Raw genomic sequence first — 17,628 nt, forward strand, 5'->3', positions numbered from 1 at the left:
CTTAGGTATTTGATTGCACAAGCTTGTGTTGGTTTGAGAGCGCTAAGATTGCTTGTTTAAGTAAACTATCTGGCGCTTTCATTGAATTGTCTGCCATCACCAAAACCATCGTGGCCTGTGCCGAAACGCCATGCTCTGAATCCTTAATTGAAAAATAAAATTGGTCGATGAGAGCTTTAAGTCGGTCTGCTTTTTGTTGAGCGAGAGTTTGATTGACGTTTTTCATCACAATGGCAAATCTATCTCCGGCCAAATGACAAAGCATATCTTCTTCACGCAATGCCAATAGCATAAGTTCACTTATGACTACCAAAAAGCGATCTGCTTCTCGTCCACCATAACGGTAACTAATCTCAGAAAATGGCGTGATGTCAACTAACACGAGTGCATGCTGTTGCCAGTTGGCTTTTCCTTTGGCAAAGGCGTATTCCAGCTGAGTGTTTAAATGTTCAAACTTAGGTAAGCTGGTGGTGTGATCTAAGGCGGTTGTATTGTGATAAATAGCCTGACGCTTCAGTAAATAACGATCTATTTGACCTTGTTCCTTGCGCCATAAGCAAAAAGCAACGGTCAGTGCGAGCAAGCCAACGGGCAAAGACTCGACCCAGCTGTCCCACGTATATGGAAGTGGTAAATGCACCCATTCATCAAGGAAGTCTTGAAAATTAGACGCGAAAATTCCAATAAATCCCGCTGCAAACCAGTTGGTTACTTGTCCAACGGGGCGCATTGATAGTACGAGAAGTAACCAAATCACCACACATAATGACGACGCCCCTTCACCAATAATATCGACCCAAACCCAGGTAGCTGGAGGTTTTAGTTCACCTTGTGAAAAATTCAGCGTCAGCAACAACAGAAATACAAAGCCTAACAAGGTAAGCCAAATTTTGTGACGCATGATTTTTTGAACGTTATCAATACAGGCGTAACGCCACCGATGTAACCAATCCATTATGGAATCTGCCTTATTTAATTACTGTCGAATTAGTATGTGGTGTATCTGTTACAGAATGAGGTCATTGAGTGCATAAAGTCCGATTAGCTCATAGCAAATGACGTTTGTTCAGATAAATAGCGTTATAACGGTATTTTTCCACTAAGAAACCGCGGTTTAAGCCGCTTTGTCTTTCGTCATTAAAGCTCAAATATGGGTGGATCATCGTCAAATAAGCACATAAATAGTCCCTTTAGCTTAAGCTGAAAAAAGCTGTCATAAAGTCGACATGAAGGCTTATTAAGGTGTCCTCAAATTGTTCTATCTATTGAGCTAGATTAATTAATTTATTTATCACATTGAGGAAACATTATTATGTCTTTACGTTTGTCTTTGATTGCTCTAGCAATCACTAGTGCTATGGTTTCGCCAGCTTATGCGACGACACCGAGTATTCCAACTGAGCTAAAAAGTGCGGCCAGTTTTGACGATATCGCTGACGCGGCTGTTTGGACGAGTACCTGACAAGGCGCAAGACGATTTGTTGATTGCGACACTAGAAGATGATGGTTTGGTTGTCTTTGATTATCAAGGCAAAGTGATCATGCGCGATGACAGCAAGAACGTATTGGGTGCTGACGTTCGATATGGTCTAAAGGATGGCGATAAAAGTATAGATTTATTAGCGGTCGGATTACCGGATGACAAAGCCTTTGCTTTTTATCGCATCGATCGTTCAGCAACGACCCCCTTAACTGAAGTGGGCCGGATTTCTGCCAATATCGCTGCAGAAGCGGTTTGTCTTTATCAAAATGTGACCACAGGTGAAACCACGGTAACAGGTGTTTCTGATGGCGGTGACATTGTTCAATACAAGCTGCAATACAAGGATGGTCAGGTTCAAAGTGTAGTGAAAGATGCCGCTGGCAAGCCCGTTATGGTACGCCACACCAATGTAGGTGGTGAATTGAGTGCTTGTGTCGTCGACGATCAAACAGGCACCTTGTACGTGAGTGAGCAGAACATTGGTATTTGGGCTTACGGTGCAGACGCCGAGAATATTAAAGATCGTCGTTTGGTTGATGCCGTCGCGCCATTAGGTCATTTAGAAGAAATTGAAGGTCTGGATTTGGTCTATCAAGCCAATGGCGAGGGTTATCTTTTGGTTGCCGATGAAGGTCAAGGTTTCCTTGTGTATGGCCGCAAGAAAGGCAACTATTTGACTCGTTTCAATGTTGCTGGCGTCGAAGAAGCGAAAATTATAACAGCATCGACCAATGCCATCTGGGTTGGTAATACCGAAGCAGACCAGCCTGTTTATGAGAAAATTGCTCTGGAGCAATTAAGCCAAGGTATGCAAAACGAGAAAGTGGTCTTCAATCATTTACGCGATTACCGCGATTTAACGGTTCAAGGCGTAAAATTGGTCGCGGCCAGCGGTGAAACAGATGAAGTCAGCAAAAGTGGCGACGCAGCAGATGATCCAGCATTTTGGTTGAACCCTGATGACGCCTCAAAAAGCCTGATCATAGCGACCAACAAAAAAGGTGGTTTGATGGCATATGATCTTAATGGTAAAGAGCTGCAGTTCTTAAAAGGCGGTAAGCCTAACAATGTTGACCTTCGTACCGTGCAAGATTGGGATGGTAAAAGCTTTGCCTTGGCGGCGGCGTCAAACCGTGAGTTAAACACCATTGCGCTTTATAAAATTGGTGGCAAAAAGCCAATCGAACCATTAAATGCCATTGGCAGTCATGTTCATCCAGAGCAAGCCGAGTTGCTTTCTAATGTCGATGAAGTTTACGGGTTGTGCATGTATCAAGCCAAAGACGGCACACCGTATGTTTTCGTTAATGGTAAAAACGGTGTGATTGAACAATGGCGTATTACACCGACACAAAAAGGCATGAAGGGCGACATGGTTCGTACGCTAAAAGTAGAGACCCAGCCTGAAGGTTGTGTTGCCGATGATGCGACAGGCACGCTTTACGTTGGGGAAGAAGATAAAGCGATTTGGGCCTTCCAAGCCGATGAAAAAGCGACTATGGAGCCAAGTTTATTTGCTGCAGTGGATGGCAAGCGATTAGTTGACGACATTGAAGGCATTACCTTGTATCAAAACGACGAAGTGAATTACTTGATTGCATCGAGCCAAGGTAATAACACTTACGCTATTTTTGATCTTGCCAATAAAAATCAGTACCTAGGCAGCTTTGCCATTATTGGTAACGATGAAAAAGGGGTTGATGGCAGCAGTGATACCGATGGCATTCATGCCGTATCTGCGAACTTGGGCGCCACATATCCGCAAGGAATTTTTATTGCCCAAGATTGGAACAATCTTGATGCGCAATACAGAGCCGAAAACCAGAACTTCAAAATTGTTAATTGGGAAGACATTGCAAAAGTATTTAAGAAATAGATTTGTTTCATAAAACAAAAAAACAACAATCCGCTAATACTTTTCGTATTAGCGGATTTTTAATGTTTCGAGTTTGTCGGTTTATACCTTGGAACTGTCCTGTTGAAATCGCATGAATCACTCCAGCTTTAGGAATGAGCATTAAAATCAGTAGTCCCAGAAAAACTCACAACCTATTTAATCTAATGTTTTTTATAAGATAGTTAATGTCTAAATCTTACGATAAATACGCTTTTAGACCTAAAAAGTTGCAGAATGGGTGAGTTTTATGAAGCCTCGTCAGACAAAGATCATGCCGCAAAAGGATTTATTCCAACCTCAGCTCGTAGACATCATTAACCCCAATCATCCTTTAGTTCGACTAGCTAGGATCATTGATTGGAACCAGTTGGATAACGAATTGGGGGCACACTTCTCGACGGTGGGTGTAGCCGCGTTACCCACTCGCCTTATGGCGGGATTGCTCTATTTGCAACACTGGCATAATTTGTCTGACGAAATGGTATTAGAGCAATGGTTTGAATCGCCTTACTACCAATACTTTTGTGGCGAAACCTTTTTCCAGCACGACTTCCCGTGCCATCCAACCAGTCTTGTTAAATGGCGAAAACGGTTAGGAGAAGAAGGCTGTGAATGGTTGCTAACCCAGACGATACAAGCAGGGCTGAAACTAAAAGTCATCAAACCAGCGAGCCTAAAATGAGTCGTAGTAGACACCACGGTAAAAGAAAAAAACATCCCGTTAAGACAAACCTATAACAAAGCTTGTCATGAGTTAATGCCTAAAATTGGACGTTATGGTCACGCCAAACAATACAAACGGATGAAAAAAGCGATTAAGCAAGTCAAAGGCTTCTTAGGGCGAGTATTGCGTGACATAGATCGGCAAGTAAAACGACAAGGATTAACGCTCACTTAAAAACAGGAAGACACACTCAACCAAGCTTGTCGATTACTAAAACAAACTTGTCAGAGCAAAAACAAACTCTACAGCTTATATGAACCCAATGTGGACTGTATATCCAAAGGCAGAGGCTCATAAACGCTACGAATTTGGCGTAAAAGCGAGCATAGCTGTGACAGCAAAAGAATCTTTCATCGTGGGTGAAAGAAGCTATTCAGGTAATCCTTATGATGGTCATACGTTAAAAGATCAACTCCAACAAGTAGAAACCTTGACGGGGCGAAAACCGGAAACCTGTTTTGTTAATAGAGGGTATAAAGGGTCAGGCGTGGAAGACATTAACGTCTTGGTTGCTGGTCAAAACGCGGTGTACCCAAGAAAGAAAAACTGGATGGAAGACGAAATAGAATAGAACCCATCATAGGGCATCTCAAATCGGATGGAAAACTCAGACGATGCTTCTTAAAAGGTGTACTAGGCGATGGATGCGATCAACGTGATCTTAAGTGCCTGTGGCCAGAACCTGCGTAAGCTACTGAAGTGGCTTTGTTGTACCCCATATTTTGGAGCATTTTTAAGACGATTATGGCTGAAAATAATCTTTCCTCTGGAAAGACCTAAAAATAGCATGGCGCTTCTTGCATGAAACGCCATTATTCAGGAACGACTAATCAGAAAATAGTGTTTTATATTTTGAAATAACTAACGCTTTCATGTAGTTCTATAGCTAATTTTTCTAAATCATCCATGCTTTTTCGTGAACTGGAAACTGCTACGGCAGTTTCTTGTACCATGGTTGATATTTCTTCAACATGTTCTGCGAGGCTTTGAGTGGCTTTGTTTTGTTCTTTTGCCGAATAAGACACATCTCTTATTCTGGCAAGTGTTTCATCCGAACCCGTGCGGATGTTTGATAGCATTTGAGTTACTTGATATGAGCTTTCTACACTATCTTCTACTTTAGGTAATATTGCCTGCATTGTTTTCGCGACGTTTTCCGTCTCTGCTTGAACCATATTAATTGTTTCAGTAATTTCAGCGGTAGCAGTTGCAGTACGTGACGCTAGTGTTCTTACTTCATCAGCTACGACAGCAAACCCCCGCCCTTGCTCACCCGCGCGCGCTGCTTCTATTGCCGCGTTCAAAGCTAACAGATTGGTTTGATCCGCAATATCTCGAATCACATTAACAATATTACCAATTTGTAGAGAGCGTTTTTCTAAGTTGGCGATTTCTTCGGTAGAGCGGGTAATTTGATTAGAAATTTCATTAATACTTTGAGCCGATTTTTTAACTAAATTTTCACCATTCAATGACAATGCAGAAGATTCTTCTGAGTTCTTCTCAGTGTTGTGAGCACTTCTTGATATTTCTTCTATACAAGATGACAATTCTTGAATTGCAGAGGCTGTTGAATAAGATGCATCGGATGATTTTTGTGATGCTGCTGCAATATGTTGCATTTGTTCATTAAGTATTTTTGTAGAGCCTGTAAGTAACAGAGAGCCTTTGTTGATATTACGGACCATCTCTTGAAGAGAGTTCTGCATACGAGCAATAGAGCCGAGTAGACTGTCTTTTGAGAAGTTGCCTTGGATACTCTCATTTAAGTAGCCATTGGCAATTTGAGTCGTAACTTCCATTGCGTATTGTGGCTCGCCGCCAATTTTATTAAGAATATTTCTAGCTAAGTAAATGGCAGAAAATATAATAAAAGCTAGAATCACAAGGCCTGCAATAATGAAATAAACAGCTGTGTGCCAGAACGTAGACTGTAAATCATCCATATATACGCCATAGCCAATCACCCAATTCCATTCAGGGATTTTGCTCATTCCATTAACTTTTATAACTTGATCATCAGTACCTGGTTTCTTGCTCGGACTTACTTTGAATACTAAATCAGTATTTGCAAGTTGTTTCATGTGATCTTTGTAAGACTCTTGAAACTTCCCCAATTCACTTTCTCGAGCATGAACACGAGAAATGGCGTTATTATCATTTGACCAAATAAAAGATGCACCTTCGCGCATTGTTGATAAGGCTTCTATAACAGCTTGTTCCGCTTCTGGTTTCGTAAGCTTTCCTGTTTTTTCTAATTCTACGAAATGCGTAGCTTGGTTTTTTGCAAAATTTAGAATCGTTTCTATTTCATGTTTTCGGCTATCTATTAGATTTTCACGAAGTGTCGTTAAAGCAAGTGCACCCAAAATAATTAAGCCAGCTGCTGAAAAAATAATAAGAATTCCTAGTTGTTTTGATAGTTTCATACGCACCTTGTCTAGTTAAAACATGCATGTTATTGCTAATCAATTCCATACACGGAGCGGTAGATGCAATCTCAGGCAAGTAATGGTATGTGATTAGGTTATTTAGAAGGCGTATCTTATATATTAAAATAAAGTTTTTTAAAATAAAAATGATGAAACTTGGGGTTCAATTGGGTAGGATTATTAAATTCTAGTAGATAAATCTAAGTAAGGTGGGGAATGATATTACATCTACACCAACATTACTGTATTGCCTAATACAATTGATCAGGTGTCACAACGAGCCAATTTTTATCAGCTGTACCAGGTTGTTCCAATGTAGATTGTTGCTTAGCAGCATCGTCCCACCAAGCTTCCATTTGTTTCATGTATTCCGCTTTGCGGTTTACCCAAATGCGCATGCAGCCTTTATCAGTGTCAGTGCCATTGAACAGCATGTAGCCATCGTAAAGTGGTGAGTCACCGGCGACAAGTATGGGGTTCTTCCATTAGTCAATCTAACCAAGGATTGAGCCAAGCTTGCCTTCGTACCATGTCATCGGGTTCATCAAGAAAGCTGTCATTTGAAGGTCTAGATTCTTTTTTTGATTGTATGCTCCTTGTTTGATTTGCATTCTAGATGTTGTCAAATTTTTTGTTTTTTAGCAGCATAAGCGCCCATATTCACATTCTTTTCAATCATGGTATTCAACTCAGAGGCAACGTCTTTAGGCCAGTGAGTCAACTCCGTAGCATGCAACGAGGCACTGCACAGAATGAGAGAAGTACAGAGAATGGATGATAATTTCATTTGGGCTCCTTATTTAATGAGAAATAAGGTAATGATCATGCATGATCAACCTCAAAATCGACATCTTTTTGCCTATAGTACACCTTCTATATTTATCAAGCCCCAATCAGCAATCGGCTTTTTTTGCCTAACAAAGGTTTTAATTTGCCTATTAACCATACCGATCCATAGAACTGAAAAACAAATAATGCCAATGATGAAACAAGGCTGTATAGCAGGGTTGTATTGGGTTCAAGATATCCCGCATTGAGTAGTAAATAGGTGGCGTTTCCCCAGATCATGCTAATAAGAGGATGTAAGAAAAAAATAGCAAAGCTAATGGAAGCCAACATGGTTAAGTGTTTACCAAGGGCAGGTCTGACAAGGTGTGAACAAAAGCCGATAAATAAAATACACAGGCCCATTTTTTGAATGAATTGTAAATCGATGCCACCCCATTCAAATGCGGCTTTATGATAGCCTCCAACATGAAGTAAAAGGCTAGATTGTAACCAAATGGTGGAAATGACGGTGAGGATGGCGGCGACAAAAAAATAGCGATAATGCTTTTTCATCCAGTCACGGTGTAGAGAATACAGCATACCCGCTAGGTAAAAAGGCGTGAAATACACCACGGATTGTAGCACATTAGCGTTGCCATGCGGTCGATGAATGACAACGGAGATGATGGTAAACATCGCTAAAATAGACAGCTGAGTCAATAGCGGCAGTGTTAAATAGCGCAGATGTAGCCCAGAGCATAAAAAAGTCACGATGATGAAGGGGATATACCAATGGGGAAACAGAATGTAGCCCTGTTTCATCAAGTGCCAGCACATTACGGCGGCTTCCGCGGCACTGACCTGATCCACTAACATAAAGACGAAAAAGTTCATGACAATAGCAAACGCGGATACAACCAAAAATGGCACAAACACGTTGAGTACTTTCTTCGACATAAAGCGTCGATAATCAAAACGTTGTGCAAAAACATGATGGAAGAAAAAGCCAGAAATAAACACAAAAACCCCAGTACCACCGCGCACTATATTTTCTAACCATAGCGGAAAGCCATCATTAGTATTGATTACTGAGTGCCCCAGTACGATCAATATAATGGCTAAACCTCGCATGTATTCGAATTCTGTCAGCCGCGTTGTTGAATGTGTTGTCGGCGGTAAGGTTTGCTTGGCGGCTTGTTCGGTGATGTCGATGAGCGTCGGTTTTTGGGTTAAGTTCACTGTCTTACATCCATGAAAATGGGCAATGCAATCTATTAAGTGGTCAGCTGTCTAGAGAATCAATTTCTTTTACCTAATGCGGGCAAGATTTTACGCCAATCATGCAGTTTCGACGATACTCTTACGGAATTAAAGTGCGAAGATAGGTAAAAATCCGCCAATCTGCTAGAGTCTCGGTCTACCATCACTTACTTCCCTAACACTAGGATATTATTTTGAACAACAACGATATTTTACGCCGCCTTCGTTATACCTTTGATCTAAAAGAGTTGGAGATTGTTGATATCTTCGCGGCAGCGGATGGTATTGCCGCACAAGAGCAAGTCACCAGTTGGCTAAAAAAAGAAGATGATGCAGGCTATATCGAAATGCTTGATGTGGAAATGGCGACCTTTCTTAATGGCTTGATCAATACGAAGCGTGGCAAGCGTGAAGGCCCACAACCTGAGCCAGAAAAGCGTCTGACAAACAATATTGTCTTTATGAAATTACGCATCGCTTTAAACCTACAAGCCGAAGACATTCTAGACATCATGTCGCTTGCGGAATTTAACTTAAGCAAGCATGAGCTAAGCTCTTTCTTCCGTAAACCAGACAACCGTCACTATTGCGAATGCAAAGATCAGATCTTGCGTAACTTCCTAATGGGATTGCAAAAGCGGTTTCGTGCGTAGACACAGCTGATATGTTGAATTATGGCGGAGAAACATAGAAATGATTGCTAGAGAATGGAAAGCCCGTTGCCCGATGTCTAAAAAAGAGGCGTTCATTGCTTATTTATATGAAACCGGAGTTAAAGATACCTCTGCAACTAAGGGGTTTAAAGGCGCTCAAATCTTTGGTCGTGAAGTAAATGAATACACATTTGAAGTTACTCTTATTACTTATTGGCCGACACGCGAGTCTATTGTCGCTTTCGCTGGTCAGGATATTGATGTCGCCAGACTTTATCCTGAAGACGATAAATACGAGTTAGACCCAGATACGTTTGTGCGTCACTATGATGTTTTAGAAAACCATTGGGTGTAGCCATAATCATTAGGTAAAGAGATCTAACGTTTTATTTGATCCCTTTACCTTATCTACGTTTTTCTTATTTATGTCACATAGTGTACAAAGATTGCACTATGTGGATATCTCATTCCGCCCCGCTTTGCGATATTGACTCCCTAATTATAAATATAACAGTTAATAAACAGGTGGTATCCATATGTTGATGAAAAATAAGGTGGCGCAAGCTGTTATCGTGGCGAGTCTCTCTTCGCAAGGATTTGCTCTGGAGTTGGGTGATTTTAATGGTACCCAATTCAGCATTGGCGGCTATTTAAAAGCAGAGGGTGTGTTCAATAACCCTGACGAAGGAAGTAGTTCGTTTGATGGCAGTGCTCGTCAGTCACGTATTAACTTCACAGCAAGCCGCATGGAAGACGGCCATAAAATCACTGGATTTATTGAAGGGGATTTTTGGGATAACAATACAACAGCGTCAGACTCTACTTACGCCTATCGTTTACGTCATGCGACTATTTCGGTTGATAACTTGACCGTTGGTCAGACGTGGAATGGTCAATTTTTTGCTAACGCGCCATTTGATACCGAAATGATTAACTTATGGGGACTAGGGATAGGTACTGTGGCTGGGAACGGTGCGGTTGTTCGTCCTGATTTGGTTGTGCACTATGCAGACAAAGGCATGCGCTTAACTTTCCAAGATCCTGTTTATGCTGACGCGAGTTACCCAGATATGGTGGCAGCTTATACGCATCGCACACCAGAAGGTCATGCTTTTAACGTTGCGGTGACAGGCCGTGATGTGGACATGACGCCTTCTAATAGCGCTGACAGCGACTCTAAATTCGGTGCGGCTTTGTCTCTAGCGGCGAAATTGAAATTTGGTGACACCAGTTTATCGCTCAGTGGCTTCTCCGGTAAGGGGGCGGGTGTTTACGCTGGTTGGGGTTACCAAGGTGCGTCAGGGGCTTCTGGTGTTGCTGAAATAGACGCTCAGGGTGACATGGTCACTTTAACCGGCTTCTCAGCAGGCATTGGGCATAAAGTCAGTGACAAGGTAAGAGTTAACCTACGTTATGGTCAAGTGACGTCTGACGAAACCGCTTCAACATTGGCGGATGATACGCTTAAATTGACTCTAGCGAACGTTATCTACACGTACTTGCCAGGCTTAGAATTCGGTTTAGAGGTGCGTGATCAGAATATGGCAAACCGTCCCTCAGTGGCTGTTGGTACGTCATCACGTCCTGCTGGACAACAAGTCGAAGTGATGGCGATGTACAAGTTCTAATAACGAGTCACCACAAGAACAGACTGGGCTTTTCCCCTTTTGTCCAGTCTGTTTTTTTTATGGTTTGTTTAACAAGAAAAATCTCGTAACGTTTTCGACGGTAATTCCCCTATTTGCTCGCGGTATTGTGCTGAAAATCGTCCTAGGTTAGTAAAGCCATACTTTAATGCAACCTGAGTCACATTTTTAATTCGCTCGTTGTTTTTCAATTCGGCGTGAACTCGTTCTAATTTCAGACGGCGAACATACGTTGAGGGTGTTAGGCCTGTCTCACGTTCAAATAAATTATACAGCGACTTTCGGCTGATTTGGCATAAGCTGGCCAACTCATCTATCGTAATATCCCGAGTAATATTGTCCAAAACGTATTGACGAATACGCGCAATATAACGATGCAGTGAATCTTTAGAAACCGAGCCGAGTCGGACATTGTTATCAAAGACATTGAGAATAGCGCTGTTTAGTAGCTTGCAATAATACAGCAAGGGCCGCTCACCAAGAACGGATTTGTCTTGTTGTAACATGTCGTTGAGTAGATTAAACAAAGGGCCCGCCATGGGGAGTTGATTCGGGACTGAGCTAAAAACAATGCCGCTAGTCGATGATAAATAACCGAATTCTTGAGCTGCCTGATGCAAGAAATCCGTCGGAATTCTGACGATAAGCTTTTTACAGTCAGCATAGTCATGCGATTCAATAGGCGTATTGGGCATAATGATGATCGAGTCTCCTGCTTTTAATACACGTTCAGCATTGTGGCTATGCTCGAGACGGCGCCCTGTCAGAACGACTTGTAAAAAATACGCGTCGGGCACTGTTACGCTGCTTATTTGAACAGGCACATCAAGGCTGTATTCGATAATCGAAAGTGCTCCAAACGTTTTGAATTTTAACGTTGTGAGTGTTGGCTGAAGTGTTCCTTCAATAAAATGATGCTTTCCAAAGCCTTTTTCTAATAAAACATCAGCAAGAGACTGAATAGGAACGTCTACAAGCTGAAGGTCGTAGTTTGAAAAATCAAATCTCATCGCGATACACCAGTGCATTAATTATTTTTATAAGCGGGCAGTTTAGGTTGTTTCTTTACTGCGGTATAAAGTGCCTACTTAGTGTAGTGCGCGGTGCTTTGACTTAGTCATCCATTTTTGAGGTTAGTCCATCAATTATTGGTATAGTAAACAGTCATGTTCAAAACCATGTTATATAAGACACTAACATACGTGATTTAAAGATCAGAATAGATAGCGTACAGAGCCGTTTAGAAGTCGACTTTTGGTTGAATATTGACTTTTTTAGGTTGTAATCGTCTTTTTAGCCAAATGTATACCATGACTAATGTGATTAATGGTATGCCATGAAAAAGCATAATGACCAGATAGAGAGGCAGCCAATTGTAAAAAGGTGCCACTATCATCATTCCAGCGGCAAATCCCGTCATCTTGAACAGAGCAAGAGTGCTGAATACGGGTAGGCGTAGCGTGTCAGGTTCTGTTTGTACTCTTGATACCAAGCTTACCTCAGCAATGCCTTCGCCTATGCCGGCACAGATAACAAATAACATTGCCCATACTTGCTGATGTTGCTGAAAAGTAAGCATGAAGCCAATAGACAGAATTGAAAAGCCAACAAAAAATAGCCTTTCCAGTGAGAGGTATGGAGATTTCTTTAACAAATGACCTAACAGACGGGCACCGACAAACTTGCCGACAGCCCAAGATGCCATCAAGATACCCATGGCTTGGCTTATGTTTTCGGGGGTGAGCAATTTTGCTATGATTGGAAAACCGACTTGATGGGCCGCATTGCCTAAACTTCCGACAAGAGTGACCAACAACATGCCTGCTAGTATGGGGGCTTTTCTGAGTTCGACCTTAAGCTGTCGCCACTCTTGTCGAAAAGGGACAGACTGATAACTTGGTTGTGTCTCATCCGTGATTTTTTTCAGTGGTAACAGCATAACCGCGACAAAGACATAGGCGATAATATTAAGAATAAACACATTCTCATAACCTGTCCCCGCAATTAATGTTCCGACTAGCAATCCTCCTGTTACCGCACTCACCGAAGATAAAGAGGTTAACCAAGTATTGACCGATAACCGTTTTGAGTTGGTGATCCAATTAGGGAGTTGGCTATTGATTCCTATCGTGAACAGGGTGTTGCAAAAGCCGCTAATAAAAGCAATACAAGGGACCACATATAAACGGTAAGATTCGGGAAGAATCAGCAGCAAGACCATTACGAAAAATCGCACTAGGTTTAGACATATAAGTGCTAATTTCCCCGGCATTTTTCGAAAAAAAGGTAGGCTAATCACACTAGAGAAAAGACTGCCACAGAGACTACAGACCATAAACATGCTGAACTGATAGACATTATTACTGATAACAAAGACATAGCTTGATAGGGCGATCATGCTGAGAACACTGCCAAAGTCAGCTATGCATCGAGCGCAGATGATAAAAAAAGCATTGATTGTAGAAGTGCGAAGACACTTTTCTAGGTAATTCATGATCGAGTTTTCCCTACTCTATATTCGAATAAATCCTTATTCGAAAGAAAACGCATCTTGATAGACGCGATGGATGCGTTTCAAAAAACAGCATCAACTTAGACTTTCATATACTAATAGCAAGACCGTATTCTTGACTACTGTTCTTTATTATTTGATAAAAAAACGCCCTTTCGGGCGTTCGAAAACTCACTGGGAGGTGAGTGTTGTTTCAGTCTGAATCGTTTAGGCCGCACCCACCGCGACGGTTTCGATGCGATTTTCTTCCACCGCGTGACAGGCAATCATGTGGCCTTTTTCTTGCTCTGCCTGATCGTCTAATCTCAACAATGGCGTTTCGGTTTTACAGCGGTCGTTGGCGTAACTGCAACGTCCGTGGAAAGCACAGCCAGAAGGCGGATTCAACGGTGACGGTAATTCGCCTTGTAGCTTAATGCGAACACGGCGTTTATCTGGCGAAAGCTGCGGCGTACTAGACAGCAAAGCCAAGGTGTAAGGGTGTTTCGGGTTCTCGAATAGTTGCTCGCGAGTCCCTTGTTCTACCACTTTGCCTAAATACATCACCATCACGTCATCAGCGATGTGTTCCACCACAGATAAATCGTGAGAGATGAACACATAGCTCAAGCCAAACTCTTTTTGCAAATCCATCATCAAGTTCAATACTTGTGCCTGAACAGACACGTCCAAGGCAGACACGGGTTCGTCGGCCACTATGACATTTGGGTCAAGCATCAAACCACGAGCGATCGCAATACGCTGGCGCTGACCACCGGAAAACATGTGCGGATAACGTTCATAATGCTCCGCTTTTAAGCCAACTTTCGCCATGATCGCGAGGGCTTTTTCTTTGCGTTCTGCTTTGGAAAGCTTGGTATTGATCACCAAAGGTTCTTCCAAAATCGCACCTATTTTCTTACGAGGATTCAAGGAGCCATAAGGGTTTTGGAAGATGATCTGAATCTTTTGACGCAACTTCGCCTGAGCGTCGGCACTCAAGGTCAGTAAGTCTTCACCTAGATGAGCCAGGCTACCGCCTGTCGGTGTTTCAATCATGGTCAGCATGCGGCCAAGGGTAGATTTTCCACAACCGGATTCGCCGACGACTGCAAGGGTTTTGCCTTTTTCAAGATTGAAGCTAATACCATCAACGGCTTTTACAACGGCGTCAGGTTTGAACAAACCTTGTTTGACATGGTAATGCTGCTTGAGGTTTTCGGCCTTTAAAATTAATTGCTTGTCTAATGAAGGGTTAGATTGGTTCATGCGGCTGGTCTCCCTTCGCGATCCAATGGCGTATGGCATTTTACTTGGCGATCAAGATCACCTTGGTTCGCAGGTTCAACCTTACGGCAATGATCTGTCGCATAAGGACAGCGCGGGCTGAGTAAACAGCCCAAAGGTCGATCATATTGACCGGAACCACACCAGGTAACGCTTCAAGGCGTGCTTTACCGGCAGCGGATTCTGGCAAAGAGGCCAGTAATGCCTGTGTGTATGGATGTCTTGGTGTGCTAAAGACTTCCGACGCTGGGCCAGATTCAACGATTTGACCCGCGTACATGACGATGACACGATGGGCGACTTCAGCGACCAAAGCCAAATCGTGCGTAATTAGCACCAAGCCCATTTGCTTCTTGCGTTGCAGCTCGATCAATAGATCAATGATCTGCGCTTGAATCGTCACGTCTAACGCAGTGGTTGGCTCGTCAGCGATTAATAAGCGTGGATCACAGGCAATCGACATAGCAATCATCACACGCTGGCTCATACCACCAGACAGCTGATGAGGGTAGTTGTCCAAACGGGACTCTGGCGCTGGAATGCCGACTTGCTTTAAAAGTTCAATAGCGCGTGCTTTTAACTCTTTCTTGCTGCCGCCTTGGTGCGTTTTGAGCGCCTCAATGATCTGATAACCCACTGTAAAACAGGGGTTAAGGCTGGTCATCGGATCTTGGAAGATCATTGCAATGTCGGAGCCAGTTAGCTTGCGACGTTGTTTTTCTGGCATGGCTAGCAAATCTTGATTATCAAACGTCAGTTGATCTGCGCTGACTTTGCCGGGAAAATCGATCAAGCCCATAATGGACAATGAACTGACACTCTTGCCTGAGCCAGATTCCCCAACGATGCCGAGAACTTCCCCTTCTTCGACCTTGTAACTGATGTTATCCACGGCGCGAAAATTGCCGAAGGTAACGCTTAAATTTTCCAACTGTAACAGTGACATAACAACCTCTCTTACTGTTTCAACTTGGGATCAAGGGCATCACGTAAGCCATCGCCCATGAGGTTAAACGCCAGTACTGTGATCAAAATCATCAAACCGGGGAAAGTGACTACCCACCACGCACGTTGCACGAACTGCAAGGCATCGGCCAACATAGAACCCCATTCTGGGGTGGGGGGTTGTGCGCCAAGGCCAAGAAAGCCAAGGGCCGCCATATCAAGAATGGCGCTGGAGAAGCCTAAGGTGGCTTGCACAATTAACGGTGCTAGACAGTTTGGCAAGATGCAGATAAACATCAGACGTAACGGCCCGGCCCCAATCACTTTAGAAGAGGTGACATAATCACGGGACATTTCGGCCATAGTGGCGGCACGCGTTAAACGTACGTAATGTGGCAGCGAAACAATGGAAATGGCCAACGCCGCATTCACAATACTTGGCCCCAAAATCGCCACGATCGCGATCGCCAACAACAAGCTTGGCATCGCCAACATGATGTCGACGATACGCATGATGGCGGTGTCGATTAGGCCTTTAAAGTAGCCTGCAATAAGACCCAGTAAAATCCCCATGACTAAAGACGCCGTCACAGCGACAATGCCCACCGCAATTGAGAGACGTGAGCCATAGATCAGGCGAGATAAAATATCTCGACCCACGTCGTCGGTACCTAATACGTAAGACCAATTGCCGCCTTCTAGCCAAGCGGGCGGCAATAACAGCGCGTCACGGTATTGATCCGATGGTGAGTGTGGTGCAACAAAATTAGCAAATACCGCCATAAAACAAATAATTAAGATAACAACTAGGCCTGCTACTGCGCCTTTGTTGCTGCTGAAATAATGCCAAAACTCTTGCATAGGCGTCATTGGTGCGGGAGCCGTCAATGGCGTATTCGTCGTGGACGTTTTTGTAGATACTGTCATAAACGCCTCCTTATCGGCTGTGTCGAATTCGTGGGTTAACAATGCCGTAAGTGATATCTACCAAGAGATTCACGACAATGATGATACAGGCAACAATTAAAATGCCGCCTTGTACAACGGGGTAATCACGGCGTCCGATGGACTCGATTAGCCATTTACCAATGCCCAGCCAAGCAAAGACGGTTTCAGTCAGAATCGCACCCGATAACAAAATACCCACCTGTAAACCGATTACTGTGATGACTGGGATCAAAGCGTTACGCAAAGCGTGAATCACGATCACTCGCCAAGGGGCAATGCCTTTTGCACGAGCGGTACGAATATAATCTTCGCTTAATACTTCTAGCATAGAAGAGCGTGTCATGCGGGCGATCACCGCCATGGGAATCGTACCAAGTACAATACTGGGTAAAATGAGATGGGACACAGCGGAAGCAAATGCGCCGTCTTCGCCGGATAAAAGGGAGTCAACCAGCATAAACCCCGTCACATCCTCAATCCAGTAAACGACATCGATCCGCCCCGACACGGGTGTCCAGCCTAGATTGACGGAAAATACCAACATCAATAACAGCGCCCACCAAAAAATAGGCATGGAATAACCCGTGAGTGAAAAGGTCATTACCGAATGGTCAATCACGGTTCCGCGTTTCACCGCCGCAAAAATACCGGCAGGTAAACCAATCAGAATCGCAAAAATAGCGGCACAGAATGCTAATTCTATGGTCGCAGGAAATAGGGTTAGGAATTCTTTCATCACTGGCTCTCTAGTGACTAATGAATTGCCTAAATCTCCTTGTAAAATTCCTCCAATGTATCGGAAATATTGCAAATATAACGGCTGATCAAGACCTAATTGTGCGCTTAATTCAGCGTGGCGCTCTGCGCTCACACCGCGCTCACCAGCCATGACTTCAATGGGGTCGCCAGGTATCAAATGGATCAGAGTAAAAGTCAGTAGGGTGATCCCGAGAAAAGTCGGAATAACAAGGCTTAAGCGACGAAAAATAAATTGGAACATAAAGGACTGGCTCTCTTGGGGTGTTATGTGATCGAGCAATCTGCTCGGTCAGCAAAATATCTACTCGCGTCCCAGCGAGTAGATATTTTGTTTG

The 17,628-nt window shown here is 43.3% G+C and carries 16 protein-coding genes and 1 pseudogene; 6 read left to right on the top strand and 11 right to left on the bottom strand.

All coding sequences use genetic code 11. The features are described from left to right. Position 1: 1 nt before the first annotated feature. The gene (locus AC0L6V_RS17945) at positions 2-955 is read right to left on the bottom strand and encodes a GGDEF domain-containing protein (RefSeq protein ID WP_265219722.1); all 954 of its coding nucleotides are present in this window, start codon (positions 953-955) and stop codon (positions 2-4) included. Positions 956-1,312: 357 nt separating this feature from the next. On the opposite strand from AC0L6V_RS17945, the gene AC0L6V_RS17950 reads away from it, so the two are divergent. The 3 genes and pseudogenes from AC0L6V_RS17950 to AC0L6V_RS17960 all read left to right on the top strand — a co-directional run bounded on the left by AC0L6V_RS17950 (position 1,313) and on the right by AC0L6V_RS17960 (position 4,909). After that, complete coding sequence (locus AC0L6V_RS17950) at positions 1,313-1,462, top strand: hypothetical protein (RefSeq protein ID WP_418138472.1); 150 nt, start codon at positions 1,313-1,315, stop codon at positions 1,460-1,462. After that, positions 1,422-3,359, top strand: coding sequence for a phytase (locus tag AC0L6V_RS17955; protein ID WP_265219724.1), 1,938 nt, complete (start codon positions 1,422-1,424; stop codon positions 3,357-3,359). Before AC0L6V_RS17950 ends, AC0L6V_RS17955 begins: the two co-directional genes overlap by 41 nt. A 268-nt stretch (positions 3,360-3,627) precedes the next feature. Further along, positions 3,628-4,909: pseudogene (locus AC0L6V_RS17960) on the top strand (transposase). A gap of 40 nt (positions 4,910-4,949) precedes the next feature. Here AC0L6V_RS17960 and AC0L6V_RS17965 read toward each other — a convergent pair. The 4 genes from AC0L6V_RS17965 to AC0L6V_RS17980 all read right to left on the bottom strand — a co-directional run bounded on the left by AC0L6V_RS17965 (position 4,950) and on the right by AC0L6V_RS17980 (position 8,543). After that, positions 4,950-6,533, bottom strand: coding sequence for a methyl-accepting chemotaxis protein (locus AC0L6V_RS17965; protein WP_265219725.1), 1,584 nt, complete (start codon positions 6,531-6,533; stop codon positions 4,950-4,952). A 254-nt stretch (positions 6,534-6,787) separates the two neighbouring features. Further along, positions 6,788-6,970 carry a hypothetical protein gene (locus AC0L6V_RS17970; RefSeq protein WP_265219726.1) on the bottom strand — a complete coding sequence of 61 codons (183 nt, stop codon included), beginning with the start codon at positions 6,968-6,970 and terminating at the stop codon, positions 6,788-6,790. 188 nt (positions 6,971-7,158) lie between these two features. After that, positions 7,159-7,323, bottom strand: a complete 165-nt coding sequence (locus AC0L6V_RS17975) for a hypothetical protein (RefSeq protein ID WP_265219727.1) — start codon at positions 7,321-7,323, stop codon at positions 7,159-7,161. A gap of 95 nt (positions 7,324-7,418) precedes the next feature. Next, a complete protein-coding gene (locus AC0L6V_RS17980; RefSeq protein WP_265219728.1) occupies positions 7,419-8,543 on the bottom strand; it encodes an acyltransferase family protein in 1,125 nt (374 codons plus the stop codon). A gap of 215 nt (positions 8,544-8,758) precedes the next feature. On the opposite strand from AC0L6V_RS17980, the gene AC0L6V_RS17985 reads away from it, so the two are divergent. The 3 genes from AC0L6V_RS17985 to AC0L6V_RS17995 all read left to right on the top strand — a co-directional run bounded on the left by AC0L6V_RS17985 (position 8,759) and on the right by AC0L6V_RS17995 (position 10,845). Then, on the top strand, positions 8,759-9,217 hold the full coding sequence (locus tag AC0L6V_RS17985) for a YehS family protein (protein ID WP_265219729.1): 459 nt from the start codon (positions 8,759-8,761) through the stop codon (positions 9,215-9,217). Positions 9,218-9,257: 40 nt separating this feature from the next. Further along, positions 9,258-9,572 (top strand): antibiotic biosynthesis monooxygenase, encoded by a 315-nt coding sequence (locus tag AC0L6V_RS17990; protein ID WP_265219730.1) that lies wholly within the window; start codon positions 9,258-9,260, stop codon positions 9,570-9,572. Positions 9,573-9,753: 181 nt separating this feature from the next. Next, the gene (locus AC0L6V_RS17995; protein WP_265219731.1) at positions 9,754-10,845 is read left to right on the top strand and encodes a hypothetical protein; all 1,092 of its coding nucleotides are present in this window, start codon (positions 9,754-9,756) and stop codon (positions 10,843-10,845) included. A gap of 68 nt (positions 10,846-10,913) precedes the next feature. Here AC0L6V_RS17995 and AC0L6V_RS18000 read toward each other — a convergent pair whose 3' ends face one another. From AC0L6V_RS18000 to AC0L6V_RS18025, 6 genes are all read right to left on the bottom strand, one after another. After that, the gene (locus AC0L6V_RS18000) at positions 10,914-11,873 is read right to left on the bottom strand and encodes an AraC family transcriptional regulator (protein ID WP_409418862.1); all 960 of its coding nucleotides are present in this window, start codon (positions 11,871-11,873) and stop codon (positions 10,914-10,916) included. A 230-nt stretch (positions 11,874-12,103) separates the two neighbouring features. After that, on the bottom strand, positions 12,104-13,357 hold the full coding sequence (locus tag AC0L6V_RS18005) for an MFS transporter (RefSeq protein WP_409418863.1): 1,254 nt from the start codon (positions 13,355-13,357) through the stop codon (positions 12,104-12,106). 225 nt (positions 13,358-13,582) lie between these two features. Then, positions 13,583-14,623, bottom strand: coding sequence for a peptide ABC transporter ATP-binding protein (locus AC0L6V_RS18010; RefSeq protein WP_265219733.1), 1,041 nt, complete (start codon positions 14,621-14,623; stop codon positions 13,583-13,585). Positions 14,624-14,663: 40 nt separating this feature from the next. Next, positions 14,664-15,587 (bottom strand): oligopeptide/dipeptide ABC transporter ATP-binding protein, encoded by a 924-nt coding sequence (locus AC0L6V_RS18015; RefSeq protein ID WP_265219734.1) that lies wholly within the window; start codon positions 15,585-15,587, stop codon positions 14,664-14,666. Between the two features lie 11 nt (positions 15,588-15,598). Next, on the bottom strand, positions 15,599-16,513 hold the full coding sequence (dppC, locus tag AC0L6V_RS18020) for a dipeptide ABC transporter permease DppC (protein ID WP_265219735.1): 915 nt from the start codon (positions 16,511-16,513) through the stop codon (positions 15,599-15,601). A 10-nt stretch (positions 16,514-16,523) separates the two neighbouring features. Continuing rightward, the gene (locus tag AC0L6V_RS18025; protein WP_265219736.1) at positions 16,524-17,534 is read right to left on the bottom strand and encodes an ABC transporter permease subunit; all 1,011 of its coding nucleotides are present in this window, start codon (positions 17,532-17,534) and stop codon (positions 16,524-16,526) included. Between the last annotated feature and the right edge of the window lie 94 nt (positions 17,535-17,628).

Source organism: Marinomonas sp. G8-14, from assembly GCF_055808935.1.

Excerpts from the sequence above, each read along its gene's own strand:
- AC0L6V_RS17945 (WP_265219722.1), bottom strand. The coding sequence starts at position 955 with ATGGATTGGTTACATCGGTGGCGTTACGCCTGTATTGATAACGTTCAA.
- AC0L6V_RS17950 (WP_418138472.1), top strand. The coding sequence starts at position 1,313 with ATGTCTTTACGTTTGTCTTTGATTGCTCTAGCAATCACTAGTGCTATG.
- AC0L6V_RS17965 (WP_265219725.1), bottom strand. The coding sequence starts at position 6,533 with ATGAAACTATCAAAACAACTAGGAATTCTTATTATTTTTTCAGCAGCT.
- AC0L6V_RS17970 (WP_265219726.1), bottom strand. The coding sequence starts at position 6,970 with ATGCTGTTCAATGGCACTGACACTGATAAAGGCTGCATGCGCATTTGG.
- AC0L6V_RS17975 (WP_265219727.1), bottom strand. The coding sequence starts at position 7,323 with ATGAAATTATCATCCATTCTCTGTACTTCTCTCATTCTGTGCAGTGCC.
- AC0L6V_RS17990 (WP_265219730.1), top strand. The coding sequence starts at position 9,258 with ATGATTGCTAGAGAATGGAAAGCCCGTTGCCCGATGTCTAAAAAAGAG.
- AC0L6V_RS17995 (WP_265219731.1), top strand. The coding sequence starts at position 9,754 with ATGTTGATGAAAAATAAGGTGGCGCAAGCTGTTATCGTGGCGAGTCTC.
- AC0L6V_RS18000 (WP_409418862.1), bottom strand. The coding sequence starts at position 11,873 with ATGAGATTTGATTTTTCAAACTACGACCTTCAGCTTGTAGACGTTCCT.
- AC0L6V_RS18005 (WP_409418863.1), bottom strand. The coding sequence starts at position 13,357 with ATGAATTACCTAGAAAAGTGTCTTCGCACTTCTACAATCAATGCTTTT.
- AC0L6V_RS18010 (WP_265219733.1), bottom strand. The coding sequence starts at position 14,623 with ATGAACCAATCTAACCCTTCATTAGACAAGCAATTAATTTTAAAGGCC.
- AC0L6V_RS18015 (WP_265219734.1), bottom strand. The coding sequence starts at position 15,587 with ATGTCACTGTTACAGTTGGAAAATTTAAGCGTTACCTTCGGCAATTTT.
- dppC (WP_265219735.1), bottom strand. The coding sequence starts at position 16,513 with ATGACAGTATCTACAAAAACGTCCACGACGAATACGCCATTGACGGCT.
- AC0L6V_RS18025 (WP_265219736.1), bottom strand. The coding sequence starts at position 17,534 with ATGTTCCAATTTATTTTTCGTCGCTTAAGCCTTGTTATTCCGACTTTT.